This window comes from uncultured Aquitalea sp. (assembly GCF_945957525.1).
Classification (GTDB): Bacteria; Pseudomonadota; Gammaproteobacteria; order Burkholderiales; family Chromobacteriaceae; genus Aquitalea.
The window spans coordinates 33,030-53,081 of the sequence record NZ_CAMFLA010000021.1 but is presented as its reverse complement, the minus strand read 5'-3'; the positions used below and the strand labels follow the sequence as shown (position 1 = coordinate 53,081).

19 protein-coding genes and 2 tRNA genes are annotated in these 20,052 nt (G+C 59.0%); 16 read left to right on the top strand and 5 right to left on the bottom strand.

All coding sequences use genetic code 11. The annotated features are described in order from the left end of the window. The first annotated feature begins 3 nt into the window (after positions 1–3). The 3 genes from Q0P52_RS16755 to Q0P52_RS16745 all read left to right on the top strand — a co-directional run bounded on the left by Q0P52_RS16755 (position 4) and on the right by Q0P52_RS16745 (position 3,193). Positions 4–954, top strand: coding sequence for an iron ABC transporter permease (locus tag Q0P52_RS16755; RefSeq protein ID WP_293766533.1), 951 nt, complete (start codon positions 4–6; stop codon positions 952–954). Next, positions 947–1,723, top strand: a complete 777-nt coding sequence (locus Q0P52_RS16750; RefSeq protein ID WP_293766534.1) for an ABC transporter ATP-binding protein — start codon at positions 947–949, stop codon at positions 1,721–1,723. The genes Q0P52_RS16755 and Q0P52_RS16750 overlap by 8 nt, the downstream gene beginning before the upstream one ends. Positions 1,724–1,933: 210 nt before the next feature. Next, positions 1,934–3,193 (top strand): GNAT family N-acetyltransferase, encoded by a 1,260-nt coding sequence (locus tag Q0P52_RS16745; protein WP_293766535.1) that lies wholly within the window; start codon positions 1,934–1,936, stop codon positions 3,191–3,193. A gap of 53 nt (positions 3,194–3,246) precedes the next feature. Here the strand turns inward: Q0P52_RS16745 and Q0P52_RS16740 are convergent, their stop codons facing one another. Beyond that, complete coding sequence (locus tag Q0P52_RS16740) at positions 3,247–4,380, bottom strand: methyl-accepting chemotaxis protein (protein WP_293766537.1); 1,134 nt, start codon at positions 4,378–4,380, stop codon at positions 3,247–3,249. Between Q0P52_RS16740 and Q0P52_RS16735 the strand changes: the two genes are divergently transcribed. The 9 genes from Q0P52_RS16735 (at position 4,379) to Q0P52_RS16695 (ending at position 13,226) form a co-directional block, all read left to right on the top strand. Beyond that, positions 4,379–4,531: a hypothetical protein gene (locus Q0P52_RS16735; protein WP_293766540.1), complete on the top strand. Its 153-nt coding sequence runs from the start codon at positions 4,379–4,381 to the stop codon at positions 4,529–4,531. The genes Q0P52_RS16740 and Q0P52_RS16735 overlap by 2 nt on opposite strands. A 307-nt stretch (positions 4,532–4,838) precedes the next feature. Continuing rightward, positions 4,839–6,146, top strand: coding sequence for a trigger factor (gene tig, locus Q0P52_RS16730; RefSeq protein WP_293766542.1), 1,308 nt, complete (start codon positions 4,839–4,841; stop codon positions 6,144–6,146). A gap of 24 nt (positions 6,147–6,170) precedes the next feature. Further along, positions 6,171–6,803 (top strand): ATP-dependent Clp endopeptidase proteolytic subunit ClpP, encoded by a 633-nt coding sequence (clpP, locus tag Q0P52_RS16725; RefSeq protein ID WP_293766544.1) that lies wholly within the window; start codon positions 6,171–6,173, stop codon positions 6,801–6,803. A 16-nt stretch (positions 6,804–6,819) separates the two neighbouring features. Continuing rightward, complete coding sequence (gene clpX, locus Q0P52_RS16720) at positions 6,820–8,100, top strand: ATP-dependent Clp protease ATP-binding subunit ClpX (protein WP_293766546.1); 1,281 nt, start codon at positions 6,820–6,822, stop codon at positions 8,098–8,100. 144 nt (positions 8,101–8,244) lie between these two features. Next, complete coding sequence (gene lon, locus Q0P52_RS16715; protein WP_293766549.1) at positions 8,245–10,659, top strand: endopeptidase La; 2,415 nt, start codon at positions 8,245–8,247, stop codon at positions 10,657–10,659. 174 nt (positions 10,660–10,833) lie between these two features. Further along, positions 10,834–11,103 carry an HU family DNA-binding protein gene (locus tag Q0P52_RS16710; RefSeq protein ID WP_043572292.1) on the top strand — a complete coding sequence of 90 codons (270 nt, stop codon included), beginning with the start codon at positions 10,834–10,836 and terminating at the stop codon, positions 11,101–11,103. Positions 11,104–11,153: 50 nt separating this feature from the next. Further along, positions 11,154–11,229, top strand: a tRNA-Val gene (locus Q0P52_RS16705). A 6-nt stretch (positions 11,230–11,235) separates the two neighbouring features. Then, positions 11,236–11,312: transfer RNA gene (locus Q0P52_RS16700), tRNA-Asp, on the top strand. Positions 11,313–11,390: 78 nt separating this feature from the next. Continuing rightward, positions 11,391–13,226, top strand: a complete 1,836-nt coding sequence (locus Q0P52_RS16695) for a SurA N-terminal domain-containing protein (RefSeq protein WP_293766157.1) — start codon at positions 11,391–11,393, stop codon at positions 13,224–13,226. 115 nt (positions 13,227–13,341) lie between these two features. Here Q0P52_RS16695 and Q0P52_RS16690 read toward each other — a convergent pair whose 3' ends face one another. Further along, complete coding sequence (locus Q0P52_RS16690; protein WP_293766156.1) at positions 13,342–13,923, bottom strand: Fe-Mn family superoxide dismutase; 582 nt, start codon at positions 13,921–13,923, stop codon at positions 13,342–13,344. A 130-nt stretch (positions 13,924–14,053) separates the two neighbouring features. Here Q0P52_RS16690 and Q0P52_RS16685 point away from each other — a divergent pair, with 130 nt between their 5' ends. The 4 genes from Q0P52_RS16685 to Q0P52_RS16670 are packed head-to-tail and all read left to right on the top strand — an operon-like array spanning position 14,054 to position 17,632. Further along, positions 14,054–15,226, top strand: coding sequence for an NAD(P)/FAD-dependent oxidoreductase (locus Q0P52_RS16685; RefSeq protein ID WP_293766155.1), 1,173 nt, complete (start codon positions 14,054–14,056; stop codon positions 15,224–15,226). Between the two features lie 41 nt (positions 15,227–15,267). After that, positions 15,268–16,677, top strand: a complete 1,410-nt coding sequence (gene dnaB, locus Q0P52_RS16680; RefSeq protein ID WP_293766154.1) for a replicative DNA helicase — start codon at positions 15,268–15,270, stop codon at positions 16,675–16,677. 38 nt (positions 16,678–16,715) lie between these two features. After that, on the top strand, positions 16,716–17,024 hold the full coding sequence (locus Q0P52_RS16675; RefSeq protein WP_293766153.1) for a (2Fe-2S) ferredoxin domain-containing protein: 309 nt from the start codon (positions 16,716–16,718) through the stop codon (positions 17,022–17,024). Beyond that, positions 17,024–17,632: an alpha/beta fold hydrolase gene (locus tag Q0P52_RS16670; protein ID WP_293766152.1), complete on the top strand. Its 609-nt coding sequence runs from the start codon at positions 17,024–17,026 to the stop codon at positions 17,630–17,632. Before Q0P52_RS16675 ends, Q0P52_RS16670 begins: the two co-directional genes overlap by 1 nt. A 65-nt stretch (positions 17,633–17,697) precedes the next feature. On the opposite strand, the gene rnk is transcribed toward Q0P52_RS16670, so the two are convergent. From rnk to map, 3 genes are all read right to left on the bottom strand, one after another. Continuing rightward, entirely contained in the window at positions 17,698–18,102 is a 405-nt protein-coding gene (rnk, locus tag Q0P52_RS16665; protein ID WP_293766151.1) for a nucleoside diphosphate kinase regulator, read from the bottom strand. Positions 18,103–18,214: 112 nt separating this feature from the next. Then, the gene (locus Q0P52_RS16660) at positions 18,215–19,072 is read right to left on the bottom strand and encodes a flagellin (protein ID WP_293766150.1); all 858 of its coding nucleotides are present in this window, start codon (positions 19,070–19,072) and stop codon (positions 18,215–18,217) included. A gap of 118 nt (positions 19,073–19,190) precedes the next feature. Continuing rightward, positions 19,191–19,988 (bottom strand): type I methionyl aminopeptidase, encoded by a 798-nt coding sequence (gene map / locus Q0P52_RS16655; protein ID WP_293766149.1) that lies wholly within the window; start codon positions 19,986–19,988, stop codon positions 19,191–19,193. Between the last annotated feature and the right edge of the window lie 64 nt (positions 19,989–20,052).

Below are 20,052 nucleotides of genomic sequence, written 5' to 3'. Positions count from 1 at the left end.
CGGATGGATCGCGGCCTGCTGCCGGGGTTGGTGCTGCTGAGCGTGATATTGCCCTTGCTGGCCTTGATGAGCGGCGGCGGGCAGTGGGCCTGGCCGGACTGGTCCGATCCCTTGCTGCCGGCCTTGCGTTTGCCGCGCATCGCTGCGGCACTGGCGGTGGGGGCGGCGCTGGCCGCCAGCGGGGCGGCCTTGCAGGCGCTGTTCCGCAACCCGCTGGCGGACCCGGGGCTGATTGGCACCTCCAGCGGCGCGGCGTTGGCGGTGATCGCCGTGTTGTCGCTGGGCTGGGCTGGCGTGTCGCTGCCGCTGGCCGCCTTTGTCGGCGGGCTGGCAGCCACCTGGCTGATCTTGTTGCTGTCCCGACTGGCGCAGGGCGGATTGGCGGGCCTGTTGCTGATGGGCTTGGTGATCGGCGCTTTCTGCGGCGCGGTAGCCGGCTTGCTGCTGTTCCTGTCGGACGACCTCACCTTGCGCGCCGCCAGCAGCTGGCTGGCCGGCAATCTTGGTGCAGCTCTGCCCGGCAGCCAATGGCCGGCCTTGCTGGCAGTGGGGCTGGGCATTCTGGGCCTGGTGGCCTTGGGCCGCCATCTGGACTGCCTGATGCTGGGGGAGGAAACCGCCCGCTCCATGGGCGTGGATACCGTGCGCATCCGCCGGCTGGCCACGGTTGGCGCCGCGCTTGCCACGGGTGGCGCGGTAGCGCTGGCAGGCGTTATCGGCTTTGTCGGCATGATGATCCCCAATGCCCTGGCGCTGCTGGCCGGTGGCTGTCGTCGTCGCCTGATCCTGCTGTCCGCCTGGGCGGGCGGGCTGTTCCTGCTGGCCATGGACACGGTGGCGCGCAGTGTGGCCTGGCCGTTGGATTTGCCGGTGGGGTTGCTGTCCGCCTTTGCCGGTCCGCCGTTTTTCGTCTGGTTGTTCCGTCGGCAAAGAGGGAATTCGAGTCATGCCTGACATCCACGCTGCGCTGGAGGCGCGCTCGCTGAGCTACGCCTTGGGCGGCCGCCCATTACTGAGCGATATCCATTTGCGCCTGCCTGCCGGTCGCGTCAGCGCGCTTCTGGGGCCCAACGGTGCGGGAAAAACCACCCTGCTGCGCCTGCTGGCCGGTTTGCAGCCTCCCTCGGCGGGCGAGGCGCGCGTGGCCGGAAGAGCCGCGCATGCTCTGACGCCGCGAGAACGCGCCGGCCTCATCGCCTGGGTGCCGCAACACCTGCCAGGCGATGTGCCGCTGACTGTGGCGGAGTTTGCCGGCCTGGGGCGCATACCGCACCTGGGCGCCTTCGGCCAACCTTCCGCAGCAGACCGCCAGGCAGTGGCGCAAGCGCTGGATGCCGTCGAGTTGGTACCCAAGGCCGGCATGCGGCTGGCGGCGCTGTCCGGCGGCGAACGCCAACGCGCCGCCATCGCCCGCGCACTGGTGCAGTCCGCACCCGTCATCCTGCTGGATGAGCCCACCAATCACCTCGATCTGCGGCACCAGCACCGCCTGCAGCTTTTGCTGCGCGCCTTGGCCGACGCCGGCCATACCGTAGTGCAAGTGCTGCATGACCTTGCGCTAGCGGCAGAGTACGCCCACCACGTGGCCTTGTTGGATCAGGGACGCCTGATCGCTAGCGGCGAACCGGCGATGACCCTCACGCCTGAGTGTTTGCAGGACGTGTACCAATGGCCGGTTCACCTGCGTCATCATCGGCAGACGGTTACGACACGGGCGGCATGATCGGCGCCGGAGACGGCAAGCTGATCGGCAGCCGATAGGGTGACGTGGCGGTTGACGCTGCATCCCAGTCTGTTTGATGGCGTTGCCCGCGCTGCGGTCGGGTTGCCTTGCCGATGCGCTGGGCGGGTTCTTCTGGTTGCGTCTTGCCGCCACCCCTTGAGCTCATCATGCCATCCGTGCACACTGACGCTTTTTTGCGAGCCCGATGTCATGAACAAGAAACTGTCTGGCTTCGCCAAGCGTTGGGGCGATCGACTGCGCTTGCGGCGCACTTTGCGGCAAGCCACGCCGCTGCATTTTGTTTTTGCCGAGCGGATTGATTACCTCAACCCCGCGCATTGGGATGCCTTGCTGGCGGGGCGGCATTTGCTGATGTCGCGCGATTACCTGCGCGCCATGGAGGCCGCCGGCACGGAGGGCATGGAGCACCGCTATGCCATGGCCTACGAAGGTACGCGGCCGCTGGCGGCGGTGGCCGTGCAGCTCCTGGATGTGGGGCTGGACCGCTTCCACGCCACGCGCGCCTCCAAAGGTTTGCCGAAAGAGGGTTCGCTGATTGCCGCCATTAATGAAAACGTGGAGCCGCGTCTGCAGCAAAAGCTCATGGTGTGCGGCAACATGCTCAGCTACGGGCTGGATGGCGTGGCCAGCGATCCCGAGTTGGACCCGTTCACCCGCTGGCACGCGGTGGCGGAGATGCTTTATCGCCTGCGTCGCGCCGAAAAACTCAATGGGCAGATCGATTTCATCATGATCAAGGATCTGGACGAGGCGGCGCACGCCGACAGTGGTATGCTGCGCCAGTTGAGTTATCGCGCCATGAGCACCGAGCCCAATATGGTGCTGGAACTGGACCCGGCCTGGAAAACGCATGCCGACTATCTGGCCAGTATGGCGTCCAAATACCGCAGCAGCGTGAAACAGCAGATTTTCAAGCCGATGGAAGAGGCCGGCTGCCAGCTGGCGGATCTCACGCTCGTCGAGGTGGCGGCGCTGGCGGGACGCATGCAGGACCAGTATCTGGCGGTGCAGGACAATGCCAGCCTGCGGCCGGTAACCGTAGGGGGGCGCTACTGGGCCAGCATGGCGGCGCTAGGCCCGGATAGGGTGCGCATTCGCGCCGTGCGCAAGCAGGGTGAATTGCTGGGCTTCCTGCTGCTATTGCTGGATGGAGAAACAGTCACGGCGGCGCAGATTGGCTTCGATCGGCAAGCGGCCAAGGATCTTCCCTTGTATCTGCGGTTGTTGCACGCCTCGGTGGAGGTGGCGCTGGACGCTGGTGCGCGCCGGGTGGTGTACGGGCGCACCGCGCTTGAGCCCAAGGCGCGCATGGGCTGCAAGCCGGTGGTTACCCGTCTATGGATGCGGCATCGCCAGCCGGTGCTCAATGCCGTGATCAAGCATGGCTTCGGGCTGGTAAAGGCACCGGATGCGCCGGCCATCAGTCCGTTCAAAAAAACGACTGCATGAACATGCCGAGGCCCGTTGTCGGGCCTCGGCATAAGGTTGGCCGAAGGGTGGTTTCAGCGCGGCGCGCGGGTGGTGTTGATCACGTCTTCCAGCTTGGCGTTGATGTCTTGCGCAGTGCTGGCTTGCTCTTCCGCCGCATTGGCGATTTCAACAATGAAGTCTTTGACATTGCCCACCTCGTCGGTAATGCGGCTCATGGCGGCTTCGGCCACCTTGAAATCCTCGCCGGCGCTTTCAACAAACTTCTTGCCGCTCAGCACTTTGCTGACGTTGCTTTTCACCATGCTTTGCACGCCGGAGATCATGCCTTCGATTTCCTGCGTTGCCTTGCTGGTGCGTTCGGCCAGCTTGCGCACCTCGTCGGCTACTACGGCGAAGCCGCGCCCGGTTTCGCCGGCGCGCGCGGCCTCGATGGCCGCATTCAGCGCCAGCAGATTGGTCTGGTCGGCGATGTCCTTGATCACGCTGACGATTTTGCCGATGGATTCGGACTGCACGCCAAGTTGTTCCAGGCTGGTGGTGGTTTCCGCCACGATGTCGGTGACGGCCTTCATATTGGCGGCGTTTTTTTCTGTCAGCGTCGCGCCGAGGTCGGCCTGATCGTTCATGATTTCGGCCGAGCGGCTGGCTTCGGCGGTGCGCACGGCCACCATTTCAATGGTGGCGGCCAGGCCGTTGATGTTTTCTGACAGCGACTGGATCTGGCTTTCGAAGGTTTTGTAGATGTCGTTGGAGGCTTGCAGCTTTCTGGCTTTTTCTTCCGCCGAGACGTCCTGGAAGCTGGCCATGAAGCAAAGCAGCTCGCCGTTGTCGGGATTCCAGATCGGAAATACTTTGGTCTTGAAGGTGATCTCGCCCACCGGAATCAGCGCTTCGTGATGGCTGATCTCCCGGCGCTTGATGCGGGCTAGCAGTTGGCGGATGCGGTTGGGGTCTTTGTGAAACTGATGAATGCTGTGCTGGAAGGCGTTGTCTACGTCCACACCCGCGGCGAAGGACTGATTCAGCGCCAGACGATGTTGGTGCAGCAAGGCCTTGGCGGTGCGATTCATATAAAAGATGGCGTTGTCGTCTGTGTCTTCGGCCAACATGATCAGATTGTCGGACTGGTCCAGCAACTGATAAAGCATGCTGATGGTTTTGTCTTTTTCCAGCAGTGCCTGGCGTTTTTTGTCAGCGAAAAACATGAAACTCTCCGAAGGGATGGTTGCCGCGCCTTGTGAATCTTGCTTTTTATTGTTTTGGCATTTTATCTATCAAAACAAAACCGGCAAGCATCAAGACGGCGTGATTCTGTTTACGAGCGCACATCTCGGTTATAGCCCTGCAAGTCATTAAATCCACTTTATTCGGTGGGTTATTGCGACATGAGGCGGGCTGCAAGCCCCGCCACAGGCGGCTTGACCATGGCCGCAAACGCTGCAGACAAAAGCGGGGTGCATGGTATACTGGGCGTTTTCGCCGATGGGCGTGGTTCGTCGCATGCGGCGGGCAGGATGGCTGCAGACTTGCAGTCGCGGGGTGTGCCCCCATCTACACTGCCATCGCCATGAACGGACCGGGTCCGCATCAGACCTTTTCCCAGAGGCCAAGGCCGGCTGGGTGGTCGCACAGACTAAACTCGTTACAAGTTTGAGGATTGAACATGCAAGTACAACTGGAAACGTTGAGCAATCTTGAGCGTCGCATGAATATCGCACTGCCGATGGCTGCCATCGATGCGCAAGTGGCCGAGCGCCTGAAGCGCGTGGCTCGCGGCGCCAAGATCCAAGGTTTCCGCCCGGGCAAGGCTCCGCTGAAGATCGTGGAAATGAACTACGGCGCCCAGGTGCGTGAAGAAGTGTTGGGCGAGCAGGTTCAACAAGGTTTCTACGCCGCGGTAAGCGAGCAGAAGCTGCGCGTGGCCGGCTATCCGCGTTTTGAACCTGTTGCCGCTGAAGGCGACGCAGAGAACTTCAAGTTTGCCGCTACTTTCGAGGTATACCCGGAAGTGAAAGTGGGCGAGCTGGCCGACAAGGAAATCGAAAAGCCGAATACCCCGGTGTCCGATGTCGAAATCGACAAGACTATCGACATCCTGCGCAAGCAACGCACCCGTTTCACCCGCGTTGAGCGTGAAGCCGCCGCTGGCGACCGCGTGATCATCGACTTCAAGGGCAGCATCGACGGTGTGGCCTTCGAAGGCGGTTCCGCTGAAAACTTCCCCTTCGTGCTGGGCCAAGGCCAGATGCTGGCTGACTTCGAAACCGGCGTTACCGGTCTGAAGGAAGGCGAAACCAAGAGCGTGGAAGTGGCTTTCCCGGCCGACTATCACGGCAAGGATGTGGCCGGCAAAACCGCCGTGTTCGAAATCACCGTGAAGAACGTGGCTGAAGCCCAACTGCCGGAAGTGAACGAAGAGTTCGCCAAGCTGCTGGGCATTGCTGACGGCGATGTGGAAAAAATGCGCGGCGAAATCCGCAAGAACGTTGAGCGCGAAGTGAAGCGCCGCCTGCAGGCTCGCACCAAGGAAGCCGTGATGCAGGCTCTGCTGGACGCCACCGAAATCACCCTGCCGAAGTCGCTGGTTCAGTTGGAAATCGGTCGCCTGATCGAGCAGGCTCAACGCGACATGCAACAACGCGGCATGGACGTGAAGAACATGCCCTTCCCGCCGGAACTGTTTGCCCAGCAAGCAGAACGCCGCGTGGCGCTGGGCCTGATTCTGGCGGAAGTGGTGGAAGCCAACAAGCTGGAAGCCAAGGACGAGCAGATCAAGTCCATGATCGAAGAGTTCGCCGACAGCTACGAGCATCCGGCCGAAGTGGTGAGCTGGTACTACGCCAGCCCGGAACGCCTGGAAGGCCCGACCTCCATGGTGCTGGAAGACAATGTGGTCGAATTCGTCCTGTCCAAGGCTAAAGTGGTGGAAAAGGATCTGCCGTTTGACGCCCTGATGGGTAACAACGCCTGATAACGACACATACGGAGTTGGTCGATGAAATCGATGTTTGAACCGCAAGGGCTGGGCCTGGTGCCCATGGTAGTGGAGCAGAGCGGTCGTGGCGAACGCGCCTACGACATTTACTCGCGTCTGCTCAAGGAGCGCATCGTGTTCCTGGTGGGGCCCGTCACCGATGAATCGGCCAACCTCGTTGTGGCGCAGATGCTGTTCCTGGAGTCCGAGAATCCAGACAAGGACATCTACTTCTACATCAACTCTCCGGGTGGCTCCATCACGGCGGGTATGTCCATCTACGATACGATGAATTTCATCAAGCCGGACATTTCCACCCTGTGCATCGGGCAAGCCGCCAGCATGGGCGCCTTCCTGTTGTCGGCCGGTACGCATGGTAAGCGCTTTGCGTTGACTAATAGTCGCGTGATGATTCACCAGCCCTTGCTTTACGGCGGCGGCCTTTCTGGCCAGGTGACTGACATCGAAATCCATGCTCGCGAGCTGGTCAAGGTCAAGGCTCACATGAACGAGCTGCTGGCCAAGCACAGTGGTCAGCCGCTGGAGCGCGTCCAGGCCGATACCGAGCGCGACAATTTCATGTCTGCCGAACAAGCCCGTGAATACGGTCTGATTGACAAAGTGCTGTTGTCTCGCAAAGACGTGGCAGCCTAAGTAGTGGAACTAGCCAATGGCTGAGAAAAGCAGCAACGATAAGCTCCTTTACTGCTCCTTCTGCGGCAAGAGCCAGCATGAAGTGCAGCGATTGATCGCGGGGCCGCAGGTTTTCATCTGCAATGAGTGTGTCGAGCTGTGCAACGACATTATTCGCGAGGAGCTGGAAAAGGGCGTTGGCGATATCGCCGACGCAGTCGGCGATGACCGCAATCTGCCTACGCCGCAGGAGATTCGCTCCGATCTAGATCAGTACATCATCGGGCAGGACTTCGCCAAGAAAACCCTGTCGGTGGCGGTGTACAACCACTACAAGCGCTTGTACGCACCGGCTGCGGACAAGAATGACGTGGAGTTGGCGAAGAGCAATATTCTGCTGGTGGGCCCAACCGGTTCGGGCAAAACCCTGCTGGCGCAGTCGCTGGCTCGTTTGCTTGACGTGCCTTTTGTCATCGCTGACGCCACTACGCTGACCGAGGCTGGTTATGTGGGCGAAGATGTCGAGCACATCATCCAGAAGCTGCTGCAAAAGTGCGACTACGATGTGGAAAAGGCCCAGCGCGGCATCGTCTACATCGACGAAATCGACAAGATTTCCCGCAAGTCGGAAAACCCGTCCATCACGCGCGACGTATCGGGCGAAGGCGTGCAGCAAGCGCTGCTGAAATTGATTGAAGGCACGGTGGCGTCTATCCCGCCGCAAGGTGGCCGCAAGCATCCGAATCAGGAATTCATCCAGGTGGACACCACCAATATCCTGTTCATTTGCGGTGGCGCTTTCGATGGGTTGGAAAAAATCATCCGCCGTCGGTCTGAAAAGGGCGGTATTGGTTTCGGCGCAGAAGTGGCTTCGCGCGACGATAGCAAGAGCGTTTCCGCGTTGTTCAAAGAGGCTGAGCCGGATGATCTGATCCGTTTTGGCTTGATCCCGGAACTGATTGGCCGTTTGCCGGTGGTGGCGACGCTGGAAGAGCTGGACGAAGAAGCGATGGTCACGATTCTGACCCAGCCCAAGAACGCGTTGGTGAAACAATATCAGCGTCTGTTCCAGATGGAAGCCGTCGAGCTGGAGGTTCGTCCGTCCGCATTGCGCGCCATTGCCAAGCAGGCGCTGGCACGCAAAACAGGCGCGCGCGGTTTGCGTTCGATTCTCGAGCGTGTGCTGCTGGATACCATGTATGAATTGCCGTCGATGGAAAATGTGGAAAAAGTCGTTGTCGATGAAAAGGTTATCGATAAAGGCGACAAGCCGCTGTTTATCTATAGCGACAAGGACGACGAAGCCCAGTCCGCCTGATGTTCACACATCGTCGGAGAGCCGCCCTGACGGGCGGTTTTTTCTTTTGTATTGCCGCAAAACTGATTTAGTATGGGGTGGTTGATTTTCAAAGCGTCTCCCCCATCTGAGAAACATTGTTTCACGTAAGCAAGGTTAGGTGATATGCCCCAACCCGCAGAACTCCGCGAAGAAACCACGTTGCCCTTGCTTCCCTTGAGGGATGTCGTGGTGTTTCCTCATATGGTCATTCCGCTGTTCGTCGGAAGGGCCAAGTCCATTCGTGCGCTGGAAACCGCCATGGACGAAGGCAAGCAGGTCTTGCTTGTGGCCCAGCGTTCAGCTTCCAAGGATGAGCCTGAAGCCGACGATCTTTACGATGTCGGTACCATTGCCTCGGTCTTGCAGATGCTCAAGCTGCCTGATGGCACGGTCAAGGTGCTGGTGGAAGGTCGCCAGCGCGCTCGCATCTCCGAGGTGAGTGAAGACGGCGGCTGCTTCGTCGGCACTATCCAGCCAGTATCGGCCGATGGCGAAGACTCTACCGAGTCCGAAGCCATGCGCCGGGCACTGCTTGCCCAGTTCGAACAGTACGTCAAGCTCAATAAAAAGATTCCGCCTGAAGTGATGACTTCGCTGGCCGGCATCGAACGCGCCGGCCGTATGGCCGACACCATCGTCGCGCATTTGCCGCTCAAGCTGGAGCAGAAGCAGGAAGTGCTGGAGATGTTCGACGTCAAGTCGCGTCTCGATCACTTGCTGAGTCAGTTGGAGGGTGAGATCGATATCCTGCAGGTGGAAAAGCGCATCCGTGGCCGTGTGAAGCGGCAGATGGAAAAAAGTCAGCGCGAGTATTACCTCAACGAGCAGGTCAAGGCCATCCAGAAAGAGCTGGGCGATCTGGACGAGACCAGCGATTTCGACGAGCTTGAAAAGCGCATCCGCCTGGCGGGTATGCCCAAAGAGGCTCGAGAAAAGGCGCAGTCCGAGCTCAAGAAATTGCGCATGATGTCGCCCATGTCGGCCGAAGCCACAGTGGTGCGCAACTACATCGACACCTTGCTGGATCTGCCTTGGAAGAAGAAGACCAAGATCAATAAGGACGTCGCCAATGCCGAAGCGGTGCTGGATGAAGATCACTTTGGCCTGGAAAAGGTCAAGGAACGCATTCTCGAGTATCTCGCGGTGCAGCAGCGCGTCGACAAGTTGAAGGCGCCGATTCTGTGCCTGGTAGGTCCTCCGGGCGTAGGCAAGACCTCGCTCGGGCAGTCCATTGCGCGCGCCACCAATCGCAAGTTTGTGCGTATGGCGCTGGGTGGTGTGCGGGACGAGTCCGAGATTCGTGGTCATCGCCGCACTTACATCGGCTCCATGCCGGGCAAGGTGCTGCAGAACATGACCAAGGTGGGAGTGAAGAACCCCTTGTTCCTGCTGGATGAAGTGGACAAGCTGGGTGCGGATTTCCGTGGAGATCCGTCTTCTGCTTTGCTGGAAGTGCTTGATCCCGAGCAGAACCATTCGTTCGTCGATCATTACGCAGAAGTGGAGTACGACCTTTCTGATGTGATGTTCGTGGCTACGGCCAACTCCTTGAACATCCCGCCGGCGTTGCTGGATCGGATGGAGATCATCCGCTTGGCGGGTTACACCGAGGACGAAAAGGTCAGCATTGCCCAGAAATACCTGCTGCCCAAGCAAGTCAAGGCCAATGGCGTGAAGGACGGCGAGTTGGTGGTGCAGGAGTCGGCTCTGCGCGATATTGTGCGCTACTACACCCGCGAAGCCGGCGTGCGCAGCCTGGATCGCGAGATCGCCAAGATCTGCCGCAAGGTGGTGACTGCCGACTCTCTGGGCAAGAGCAAGGCCGGCAAGGCCACTGTAGGCGGTAAGAATCTCGACAAATACCTGGGTGTGCATCGTTTTGATTACGGTGTTGCCGAGGAAGAGAATCGCATTGGCCAGGTGACTGGCTTGGCTTGGACCGAGGTTGGCGGCGAGTTGCTGACTATCGAAGCGGTTTCCTTGCCAGGCAAGGGCAATATCATCCGTACCGGTCAGCTGGGCGAGGTGATGCAAGAGTCGATTACGGCTGCAATGAGTGTGGTGCGAAGTCGTGCGCAGACATTGGGCATCAAGCCTGATTTCCATGAAAAACATGACATGCATATACACGTCCCCGAGGGGGCGACTCCCAAGGATGGGCCCAGTGCTGGTATTGCCATGACTACCGCGATAGTTTCCGTTCTGGCGGGAATTCCGGTACGCTCTGATGTTGCTATGACTGGCGAAATCACGCTGCGCGGCGAGGTGTTGCCGATTGGTGGTCTCAAAGAGAAACTGCTGGCTGCTCATCGCGGCGGAATCAAGCGTGTATTGATTCCGAAGGGCAATGCCAAGGATTTGGTGGATATCCCCGCCAACATCAAGCAGAAGCTGGAAATTCATCCGGTGAAGTGGATTGACGAGGTTCTCGCCCTGGCGCTGGAGCGCCAGCCAGAGCCTTTGCATGAAGATGCCAAGCCGGAAGAGTTGCACCCCGCGCCCGAAGGCGGGCAGGGTGTGTCTGTAATGACGCATTAAAAATCAGTAGGTTGCAGAAGTAACGATTTTTCGTTGCCGCTGGTGCTTCCAGCGGGTCTTGCGAAATGGCAAGATTGCGCTGGAAGCCGCTTGACACAAGGATTTTGGCCTTGCTATAAAGCAAGCGGTTTTTATCCGAATTACGTAGACCGAGAACGACGAAAGGGGACTTACGTGAACAAGTCTGAACTGATTGATGCAATCGCCGCTGAAGCCGATATTTCCAAGGCTGCAGCCGCCAAGGCACTGGATGGTATGGTTGCCGCTGTTACCGATGCTCTGAAAAAGGGCGACACCGTGACCCTGGTGGGTTTTGGCACCTTCTACGTTGGCGAACGCGCTGAGCGCAGCGGTCGCAACCCGAAGACCGGCGAAACCATCAAGATCCCGGCTGCACGTTCTCCGAAGTTCCGTGCTGGCAAAGCGCTGAAAGACGCGCTATAATCTGCCACTCTGTCAGCCTTGATGTCATGGGCTGACAGTCCAGATTCGAGGGGCGTTTAGCTCAGTTGGTAGAGCGTCTGCCTTACAAGCAGAATGTCGGCGGTTCGACTCCGTCAACGCCCACCAAAGTTCGGAGCGGTAGTTCAGTTGGTTAGAATACCGGCCTGTCACGCCGGGGGTCGCGGGTTCGAGTCCCGTCCGCTCCGCCAGAAACACAGAAAAAGGTGAACGGTTTTCAGTCGTTCACCTTTTTTTTTCACATTGGGACGGCTTTCGCCTGATTCGTCATGTTCGATTTTGTTCAGAACAATAAAACCGCTCTTCAAGTCATTCTCGGCGCGGTGGCGCTGAGCTTTGTCGCCTTCGGCGTGGGCAGCTACAGCTCCGCTATTGAAGATCCTTACCTGGTCAAGGTTGGCGGCACCAAGATCTACAAACATGATCTGGACCGCGCGCTTGAAGGCCAGCCCAGTGATCCCGCCACGCGTCAGCAGGCGCTGGCTGATCTGATCAGCCGCGAGCTGTTACTGAATGCCGCACATGATGCGGGTGCCTCAATTCCCGATCAGCAACTTTTCAAGGCTATCTCCAGCATGCAAGAGCTGCAGGATAACGGCAAATTCAGCCCGGATCGCTATCGCGAGTTTCTGGCTGAGCGCAATATGAGCGCCGAAAATTTCGAAGCCCGTATCCGCAGGGACATGCTGTTGCAGGGGCAGGTGAATAACTATGCCGGTACTGGCTTCGTATCCCATTCCGTAGTTGATCGTGTTATTGCTTTGTTGGGCGAGGGGCGCGAGTTGCGCGCCGCCGTGTTGCATCCCGCTGACTTCGCCGCGCAGGTGAAAACTGATGATGCAGCGCTGAAGGCTTATTACGACGCGAATCTGAAGCGCTTCCGCACATCGGAGAAGGTGAAGCTGGACTATGTCGTGTTGTCGCTGGATGGCATTGCGCAGGGCCAGCAGGTGAGCGATGCGGAGATTCAGCAGTACTACGAGAAGCACAAGGCGGAGTTTGGTGGGGAGGAGCGTCGCGCCTCGCATATCCTGCTGACCGTGCCCAAGGGCGCCAAGCCGGAAGAAAAGGCCAAGATCAAGGCAGAGGCTGATGCCTTGCTGAAGGAAGTGCGCGCTAATCCCGCCAAGTTTGCCGAAATCGCCAAGGCCAAGTCGCAGGATCCGGGTTCGGCTGCCAATGGCGGCGATCTTGGCTTCTTCGGCCATGGTGCGATGGTGAAGCCGTTTGACGATGTGGTGTTCAGCATGCAACCGGGCAAGATCAGCGAAGTGGTGGAGACTGAGTATGGTTTCCACATCATCAAGCTGGACGAGATCAAGCAAGCGGACCTGACTGCGGTGAAAGCGGCAGTCGCTGCGAAGCTGAAGCAGCAGAAAGCGGCAGCCTTGTATCGCAAGCAGGCAGACAGTCTGGCTGAGGTGGCGTACCAGCAAGGCAGCTCGCTGAAGGGCATCCAGGATGCGCTCAAGCTGGAGGCCAAGCATAGTGATTGGCTGGAGCGCGGTAAGCCGGCGCAAGATACGCTCCTGAACAATCCCAAGCTGCAGGAGGCCGCTTTCAGCGACGACGTGCTGAAGAAGAAGCACAACAGCGAACCGATTGATGTCGGCAACAGCACGATGGTGGTGGTGCGCGTCGCTGATTATCAGCCGGAGCGTCAGTTGAAGCTGGATGAGGTAAAGGATGTGATCAAGGCGCAACTGGTAGCGACAGAAGGCACCAAGTTGGCCGAAAAGCAAGGGCAGGCGATGCTGGCTGAGCTGAAGGCCGGCAAGCAAGTGGCCGCACTCAAATGGGGCGAGAGCAGCGTGGCTTCTCGTCGCGACGCCAAGGGGATGTCGGCGGCCGAGATGCGCGCTGTGTTTGGCGCTTCGGTGAAAACCTTGCCCGCCTATGCTGGTAGCAAGCGTGATAATGGTGATTTCGTGGTGTATCAGATCGATAAAATCATTCCCGCGCCAGCGGCAACCGATGCTGACAAGGCGCAGTTGTCCTCCATGCTTAGCCAGATGGCTGCTCGCAGTCAGCTGGATGCCTATCTTGGCACTTTAAGGCAGAAGTACCCTGTTACTATGGGTAAGCAGCAGGTGTCTGATCAGTAAAACGCCTGACAAAAAGCCGACCGCAAGGTCGGCTTTTTCTTGAGGTGGCGCCGGTTTGATGATTTGGCGCAAGAAAAAAGGGCCTTGCGGCCCTTTGTCTTGCTTGTCACTGAAATCAGGCAGCGAAGTTCTTGGCTGCGAAGTCCCAGTTCACCAGCTTCCAGAAGCTGTCCAAGTAATTCGGACGGCTGTTGCGGTAGTCGATGTAGTAAGCGTGTTCCCACACGTCACAGGTCAGCACCGGGGTTTTGTCGGTGGTCAGCGGGGTGGCGGCGTTGCTGGTGGAAACCAGATCCAGAGAGCCGTCGCTGTTCTTCACCAGCCAGGCCCAGCCGGAGCCGAAGGTGCCAACGGCGGTCTGGGTGAAGGCTTTCTTGAATTCTTCGAAGGAGCCCCACTTGGCATTGATGGCATCAGCCAGTGCGCCGGTCGGTTCGCCGCCGGCGTTCGGGGCTAGGCCGAACCAGTAGAAGGTGTGGTTCCATACTTGGGCTGCGTTGTTGAAAATGCCGCCGGAGGATTTCTTGACGATTTCTTCTAGGGGGGCGTTTTCGAACTCGGTGCCCTTGATCAGGTTGTTCAGGTTGGTGATGTAGGTCTGATGGTGCTTGCCGTAGTGGAATTCCAGGGTTTCCTTGGAGATGTGCGGCGCCAGGGCGTCCAGGGCGTACGGCAGTTCCGGCAGTTTGTGTTCCATCATGCTCTCCTTGTGATAAGCGGGCTAGAAGGGAAAGTCTAACCGCAGCTTGCGGTGTGTGTATGCCAAGTGTACTGGAATAGGGCGTTGATCGCCAATAGTTGACTAAATAAGTAAAGTAAAAAAGCTTATGGAAAAAATGGATGTCGTAGTGCTGGGCGCCGGCGCCGCAGGCATGATGTGCGCCGCGGTGGCGGGGCAGCGCGGCCGGCGCGTGCTGTTGCTCGATCATGCCGAAAAACTGGCTGAGAAAATCCGTATTTCCGGCGGTGGGCGCTGTAATTTCACCAATCTACAGGCGCGGCCTGATTGTTATCTTTCCAATAACGCTCACTTTTGCCGCTCAGCGCTGGCACAGTTCACTCAGCAGGATTTCATCGCCATGGTTAATCGCCACGGTATTGCCTGGCATGAAAAGAAGCTGGGTCAGCTGTTTTGCGATGATGGCAGTCAGTCCATCATCGACATGCTGGACAAGGAGTGCGACGAGGCGGGCGTGGATCGGCGGATGGGGGTGGAGATACTCGGCGTTTCCCGCAATGAGCGCTTTGTGGTGACGACCTCCGCCGGCGAGTTTGTCTGTGAATCGCTGGTGGTGGCCACTGGCGGCTTGTCGATACCGCAAATTGGCGCTTCGCCGCTGGGGTATCGCCTTGCAGAGCAGTTTGGCCTGCCCGTAACCGATTTGTCGCCTGCGCTGGTGCCGCTGACCTTTCACGTGGAAGATGCGGACGCATTTGCGCCGCTGGCTGGCGTATCGCTGGATGTGGAGGTGCGCGCGGGCAGGGGGTGCTTCCGGGAGAATGTGCTGTTTACTCACAAGGGCTTGTCCGGGCCGGCTATCTTGCAGATTTCATCCTATTGGAAGCCGGGCATGGAGCTGGTGATTGACTTGCTGCCTGATGTTGATGCGCTGGCGTGGCTGGAAGAGCGGCAGGGCAGCGAGCAATTGATTGTCAACGCCATGGCCGAGCATGGTTGGCCGAAGCGCTTTGCAGAAGCGTGGCTGGAAAAGCAGGGCTGCCATGTGCGACTGAAGGATCTGAACCCCAAGAAGCGTCAGCAGTTGGCCGAAGCGCTGCATCACTGGCGCATCAAGCCCAATGGCACGCAGGGTTACCGCAAGGCGGAGGTGACGCTGGGCGGCGTATCCACCAAAGCCTTGTCCTCCAAGACCATGGAGGCGCGCAACGAGCCTGGTCTGTTCTTTGTCGGCGAGGTGGTGGATGTAACGGGTTGGCTCGGTGGTTATAACTTTCAATGGGCGTGGTCCTCGGGCTTCGTCGCCGGCAAAAACTGTTAAAATGGCCGGCTGATTCATCTGACCGACTGCACTGAGTTCCCATGAGCGATACCTACGACACCTTTGACACTGACACCGTCGCCTTGCGCACGCCGCCGCATTCCGTAGAGGCCGAACAGTCGGTGCTGGGCGGTCTGATGCTGGACAACAGTGCCTGGGACAAGATTGCCGACGTAGTCAGCGAGTCCGACTTTTACCGCCACGATCACCGCCTGATCTATCGCCACATCGCACGGTTGGTAGAGTTGGCGCGCCCGGCCGACGTGGTGACGGTGTCCGAAAGCCTGGAAAAGCATGCGGAGCTGGGCGATGTGGGTGGTTTGTCCTATCTGGCCACACTGGCGCAGAACACGCCTTCTGCCGCCAATATCCGCCGCTATGCGGAAATCGTGCGCGAGCGCTCAGTCATGCGTCAGTTGGCGCAAGTGGGCACCGAGATTGCCGAGGCCGCCTATGCGCCACAAGGACGCGATGCCGCGCAGTTGCTGGACGAGGCGGAAGGCAAGGTGTTCCAGATTGCCGAATCCACCGCCAAATCCAAGCAAGGCTTTCTGGAAATGCCGGGTCTGCTCAAAGAGGTGGTGGAGCGCATCGACATGCTCTACAGCCGCGAGAACCCGGACGAGGTAACGGGTATTCCCACGGGCTTCGTTGATCTGGACGCCAAGACATCTGGCCTTCAACCAGGCGACTTGGTCATTGTGGCAGGCCGTCCCTCCATGGGTAAAACCGCTTTCTCGATGAACATCGCCGAGCATGTGGCGGTGGAAGCTCATCTGCCGGTAGCGGTGTTTTCCATGGAAATGGGCGGCGCGCAGCTGGTGATGCGTATGCTGGGCTCGGTGGGCCGGCTGGATCAACACACGCTGCGCACCGGCAAGCTGGGCGACGAGGACTGGCAGAAGCTGACCTACGCGATTGGCAAGCTGTCCGAGGCGCCGATGTACATCGATGAAACTCCCGCGCTGACCGCGTTGGAAGTGCGTGCCAGGGCGCGCCGTCTTGCGCGCCAGCACGGCGGCAAGCTGGGCTTGATTGTGATCGACTATTTGCAGCTGATGTCTGGTTCCGGTCGCGGCGACAACCGCACTGCCGAGCTGGGTGAGATCTCGCGGGGTTTGAAGGGCCTGGCCAAGGAGCTGGCTGTGCCGGTGATTGCGCTCTCTCAGCTGTCCCGCGCGGTGGAGCAGCGTCCGAACAAGCGCCCGATGATGTCCGACCTGCGCGAATCCGGCGCCATCGAGCAGGATGCCGACTTGATCGTCTTCATGTACCGGGAAGAGTACTACAACCCGGAAAACCAGGAAGTCAAAGGCATGGCCGAGGCGATTATCGGCAAGCACCGTAATGGCCCCACCGGCGCTGTGCGGCTGGCCTTTGTCGGCAAATACGCCAAATTCGATAATGCGGCCACGCTGGGCATCAGCGGTTGGGCTGACAGCGACAGTTAATCCGGGCCTGCCGCAAGGTTGGCCGAAGAAAGGATGTCATGAGCTTTTTCGACAAGCACGTATTTATCTGCTGCAACCAGCGAGCCCCGGGCGAAGATTGTTGCAACAACCATGGCTCCAGCGAGTTGCTGGGTTATATGAAAGACCGCGTCAAGGCCATGGGTCTGGCTGGCGACGGCAAGATCCGCGTCAACAAGGCGGGTTGCCTGGGACGTTGCGATCAAGGCCCGGTGATGGTGGTGTACCCGCAAGAGACCTGGTACACCTTCGTCGACAAAGAGGATATCGACGAAATCATCGATCAGCACATGGTGGCCGGCAACGTGGTTGAAAGGTTGAAGATCTGATGCTGAAAACGCCTGACTCCATTCGCGTTGCCGGTCCGGTCGGCGCCTTGGACACCATCGTGGTGCCGGCACAGGGCGAAGTGCGCGGCATTGCGGTGATCTGTCATCCCAATCCGTTGCAGGGCGGCACCAATACCAACAAGGTGGTGCAGACTGCGGCGCGTACCTTGTCGCGCATGGGCTATGCTTGCTACTGCCCCAATCTGCGCGGCGTAGGTCAAAGCGAAGGGCAGCACGATCATGGCGAAGGCGAAGTGGAGGATGTCATCGCCGTGGTTGAGCATGCGCGGAACGAGCAGGGCGACTTGCCGCTGGCGCTGGCGGGGTTCTCCTTCGGTGGTTTTGTGGCGGCGCGCACCCGCGCCCGCATTGAGGCTGATAAATTGTTGCTGATGGGCGTGGCGGTGGGCAAGTACGAGATTCCGACGCCGCCAGTGCCAGCCGGTACGCTGGTGATTCATGGCGAGCAAGACGAAGTGATTCCACTATCCGCCGTACTGGAGTGGGCGCGCCCGCAGGATTTGCCGGTGTTGGTGTTTCCCGGTGCGGGGCACTTTTTTCATGGCAAGCTGGTAAGGCTGGGGCAGATGATAGAGCGCTGCTGGTAAGCGCGGGTCAGCAAGCAAAAAAGGCCAACCCATCGGGTTGGCCTTTTGTTTTTCCAATAGTCGGATCAGCGGTGCAGTTCGCCGGCGGCTTCCGGCTGGTAGGTAATCGCCAGTACGGTGAGGCGCGTGGGGCCGGACAGTGTTTGCCAGTCAATGCTCTGGCCTTCGGCCAACCCTAGCAGGGCGGTGCCGACCGGCGCAAAGATGGAGAGCTTGCCATTGGCCTGGTCTGCCTTGTCCGGATAAACCAGCGTCAGCTCTTTTTCCTCGCCGCTGGCTTCAATGCGCACACGCGCCGTGCTGTTCATGGTGATGATGTTTGGTGGCATTTCGTGCGGCTCCAGCACGTCTGCGCGATCAAGCTCAGCCTCCAGCGCGGCAAGCGTTTCCGCCGCCGCCCCTCCCTTTGCTAACCATTGGCTGAGGCGTTCGTAGTCCAGGCTGGAAACGGTGATCGCGGGTTGTGACATGCATGACTCCTTATCAAAGCAGACAGGACACCTTGCGGTGTCCTGTCGGTTTATTCGGCGGCCAATTGCCGCCATGCCATGCAGTTTGACTGTGTTGCGTCGATAAAGTTGCCTAGCCGGAGAGCAAACTGAGGGCGGAACGGGCTGAAACATTGGCTTGCGCCTGGGTGGCTACTGCCGCCTGGCCTAGAATCTGTTGCTGTGTCAGCTGCGACAGCGCTGCGGCGAAGTCGGTGTCGCTGATACGGCTCTTGGCGGCCTGCAGATTCACGGAGGAATTCTGCAGATTGTTGATGGCGGCTTCAAACTGGTTGCTGGCGGCGCCTAGCTGGGTGCGGCTGTTCGACAGCGCGTTGAGGTCGTTGCTGATGCTGGACTGGGCTGCAACTGCGTTGGCCGGAGTGGTGATGTCGATGGTGCCGGTCGCGTTCAGGTTGCTGTTGTAGCTGCTCAAGCCGCCGCTTGCCGCGCTGGCCGACAGGTTGGGCGTGCTGACGGTCAGTTGGTTGTCGCTGCTGCCGTTGGCGCCGATCTGGAAGGTTTGGGAGTTGCCGCCATTAAGCAGTGCGGTGCCGTTGAAGGTGGTGCTTTGCACGATGGCCGAGTTGGCCTGAGTCAGTTGGTCCACCTGCTGTTGCAGCGATTGCCGATTGGCGCTGCTCAATGCGCCGTTGCCCGCCTGAATGGCCAAGTCTTGAATCTGCTGTGAATTGCTTTGGAGTTGAGACAGTGCACCGTCAGCAGTCTGCAGCATGGAAACGCCGTCATAGGCGTTGTTGACGGCCTGATTCTGGCCGCGCACTTGCGCTTCAAGAGTTTGGGAAATGGCGCTGTTGGCGGCGTCAACGGAGGCGCTGGTGAGCCGGGTGCCGGAGGAGAGCTGATCCAGCAGCTGTTCTGATTTCTTCCTGGACTTGTCGAGCTGGCTGTTCGATTCCAGCGAACTGATATTGGTGTTGACGCTAAGCATGCCGTTACTCCCGCATGATGTTATCTACTGTCTGTTAGTGTAGTTCGTGATTTGAGCGGCTTCCATGAAATCGTCTGCTTTAAAACAAAAAAACCCGCCAGGCGGGTTTTTTTGTGGTTTAACGGAAAACCGGTTTCGGCGGCGTACCGTCTGATTGGGTCAGGATTTCATAGCCCGTCTCGGTAACAAGCACGGTATGTTCCCATTGGGCTGACAGGCTGCGATCCTTGGTGGCCACTGTCCAGCCGTCGCTCATCATGCGCAGGTGGCGCTTGCCCTGGTTGATCATGGGCTCGATGGTGAAGATCATGCCGGCTTTGAGCTCCAGGCCTGTTCCAGGGCGGCCGTAGTGCAGCACTTGCGGCTCTTCGTGGAATTTTTTGCCAATGCCGTGGCCGCAAAACTCCTGCACAACGCTGTAGCCGCTGCCTTCGGCATGTTGCTGAATGACATGGCCGATGTCGCCGAGCTTGGCGCCCGGTTTTACTTTCTCGATGCCCTTCCACATGCACTCATAGGTGATCTTGCACAGTCGGCGGGCATGGTCGCTGACATCGCCCACATAGAACATGCGGCTGGTGTCGCCGTGATAACCATCCTTGATCACCGTGATGTCGATGTTCATGATGTCGCCGTTTTTCAACGGCTTGTCATTGGGGATGCCATGGCAGACAACGCTGTTGATCGAGGTACAAATGGACTTGGGGTAGGGGTTGTGGCCGTCCGGCGCGTAATTCAGCGGGGCCGGGACGGTTTGCTGCACATTAACCATGTAGTCATGGCACAGCTTGTCGATTTCTTCGGTAGTCACGCCGGGTTTGACGAAAGGCGTGATGTAGTCCAGCACTTCGGCGGCCAGGCGGCCGGCTACCCGCATTTTCTCAATGTCGGCGGCGGTTTTCAGTTCAATGCTCATTTTGGGTGGTCTTGTGTGTGCGGCAATTCCATATTCTAGCAAATGATGAAAAAACGGGCACCCC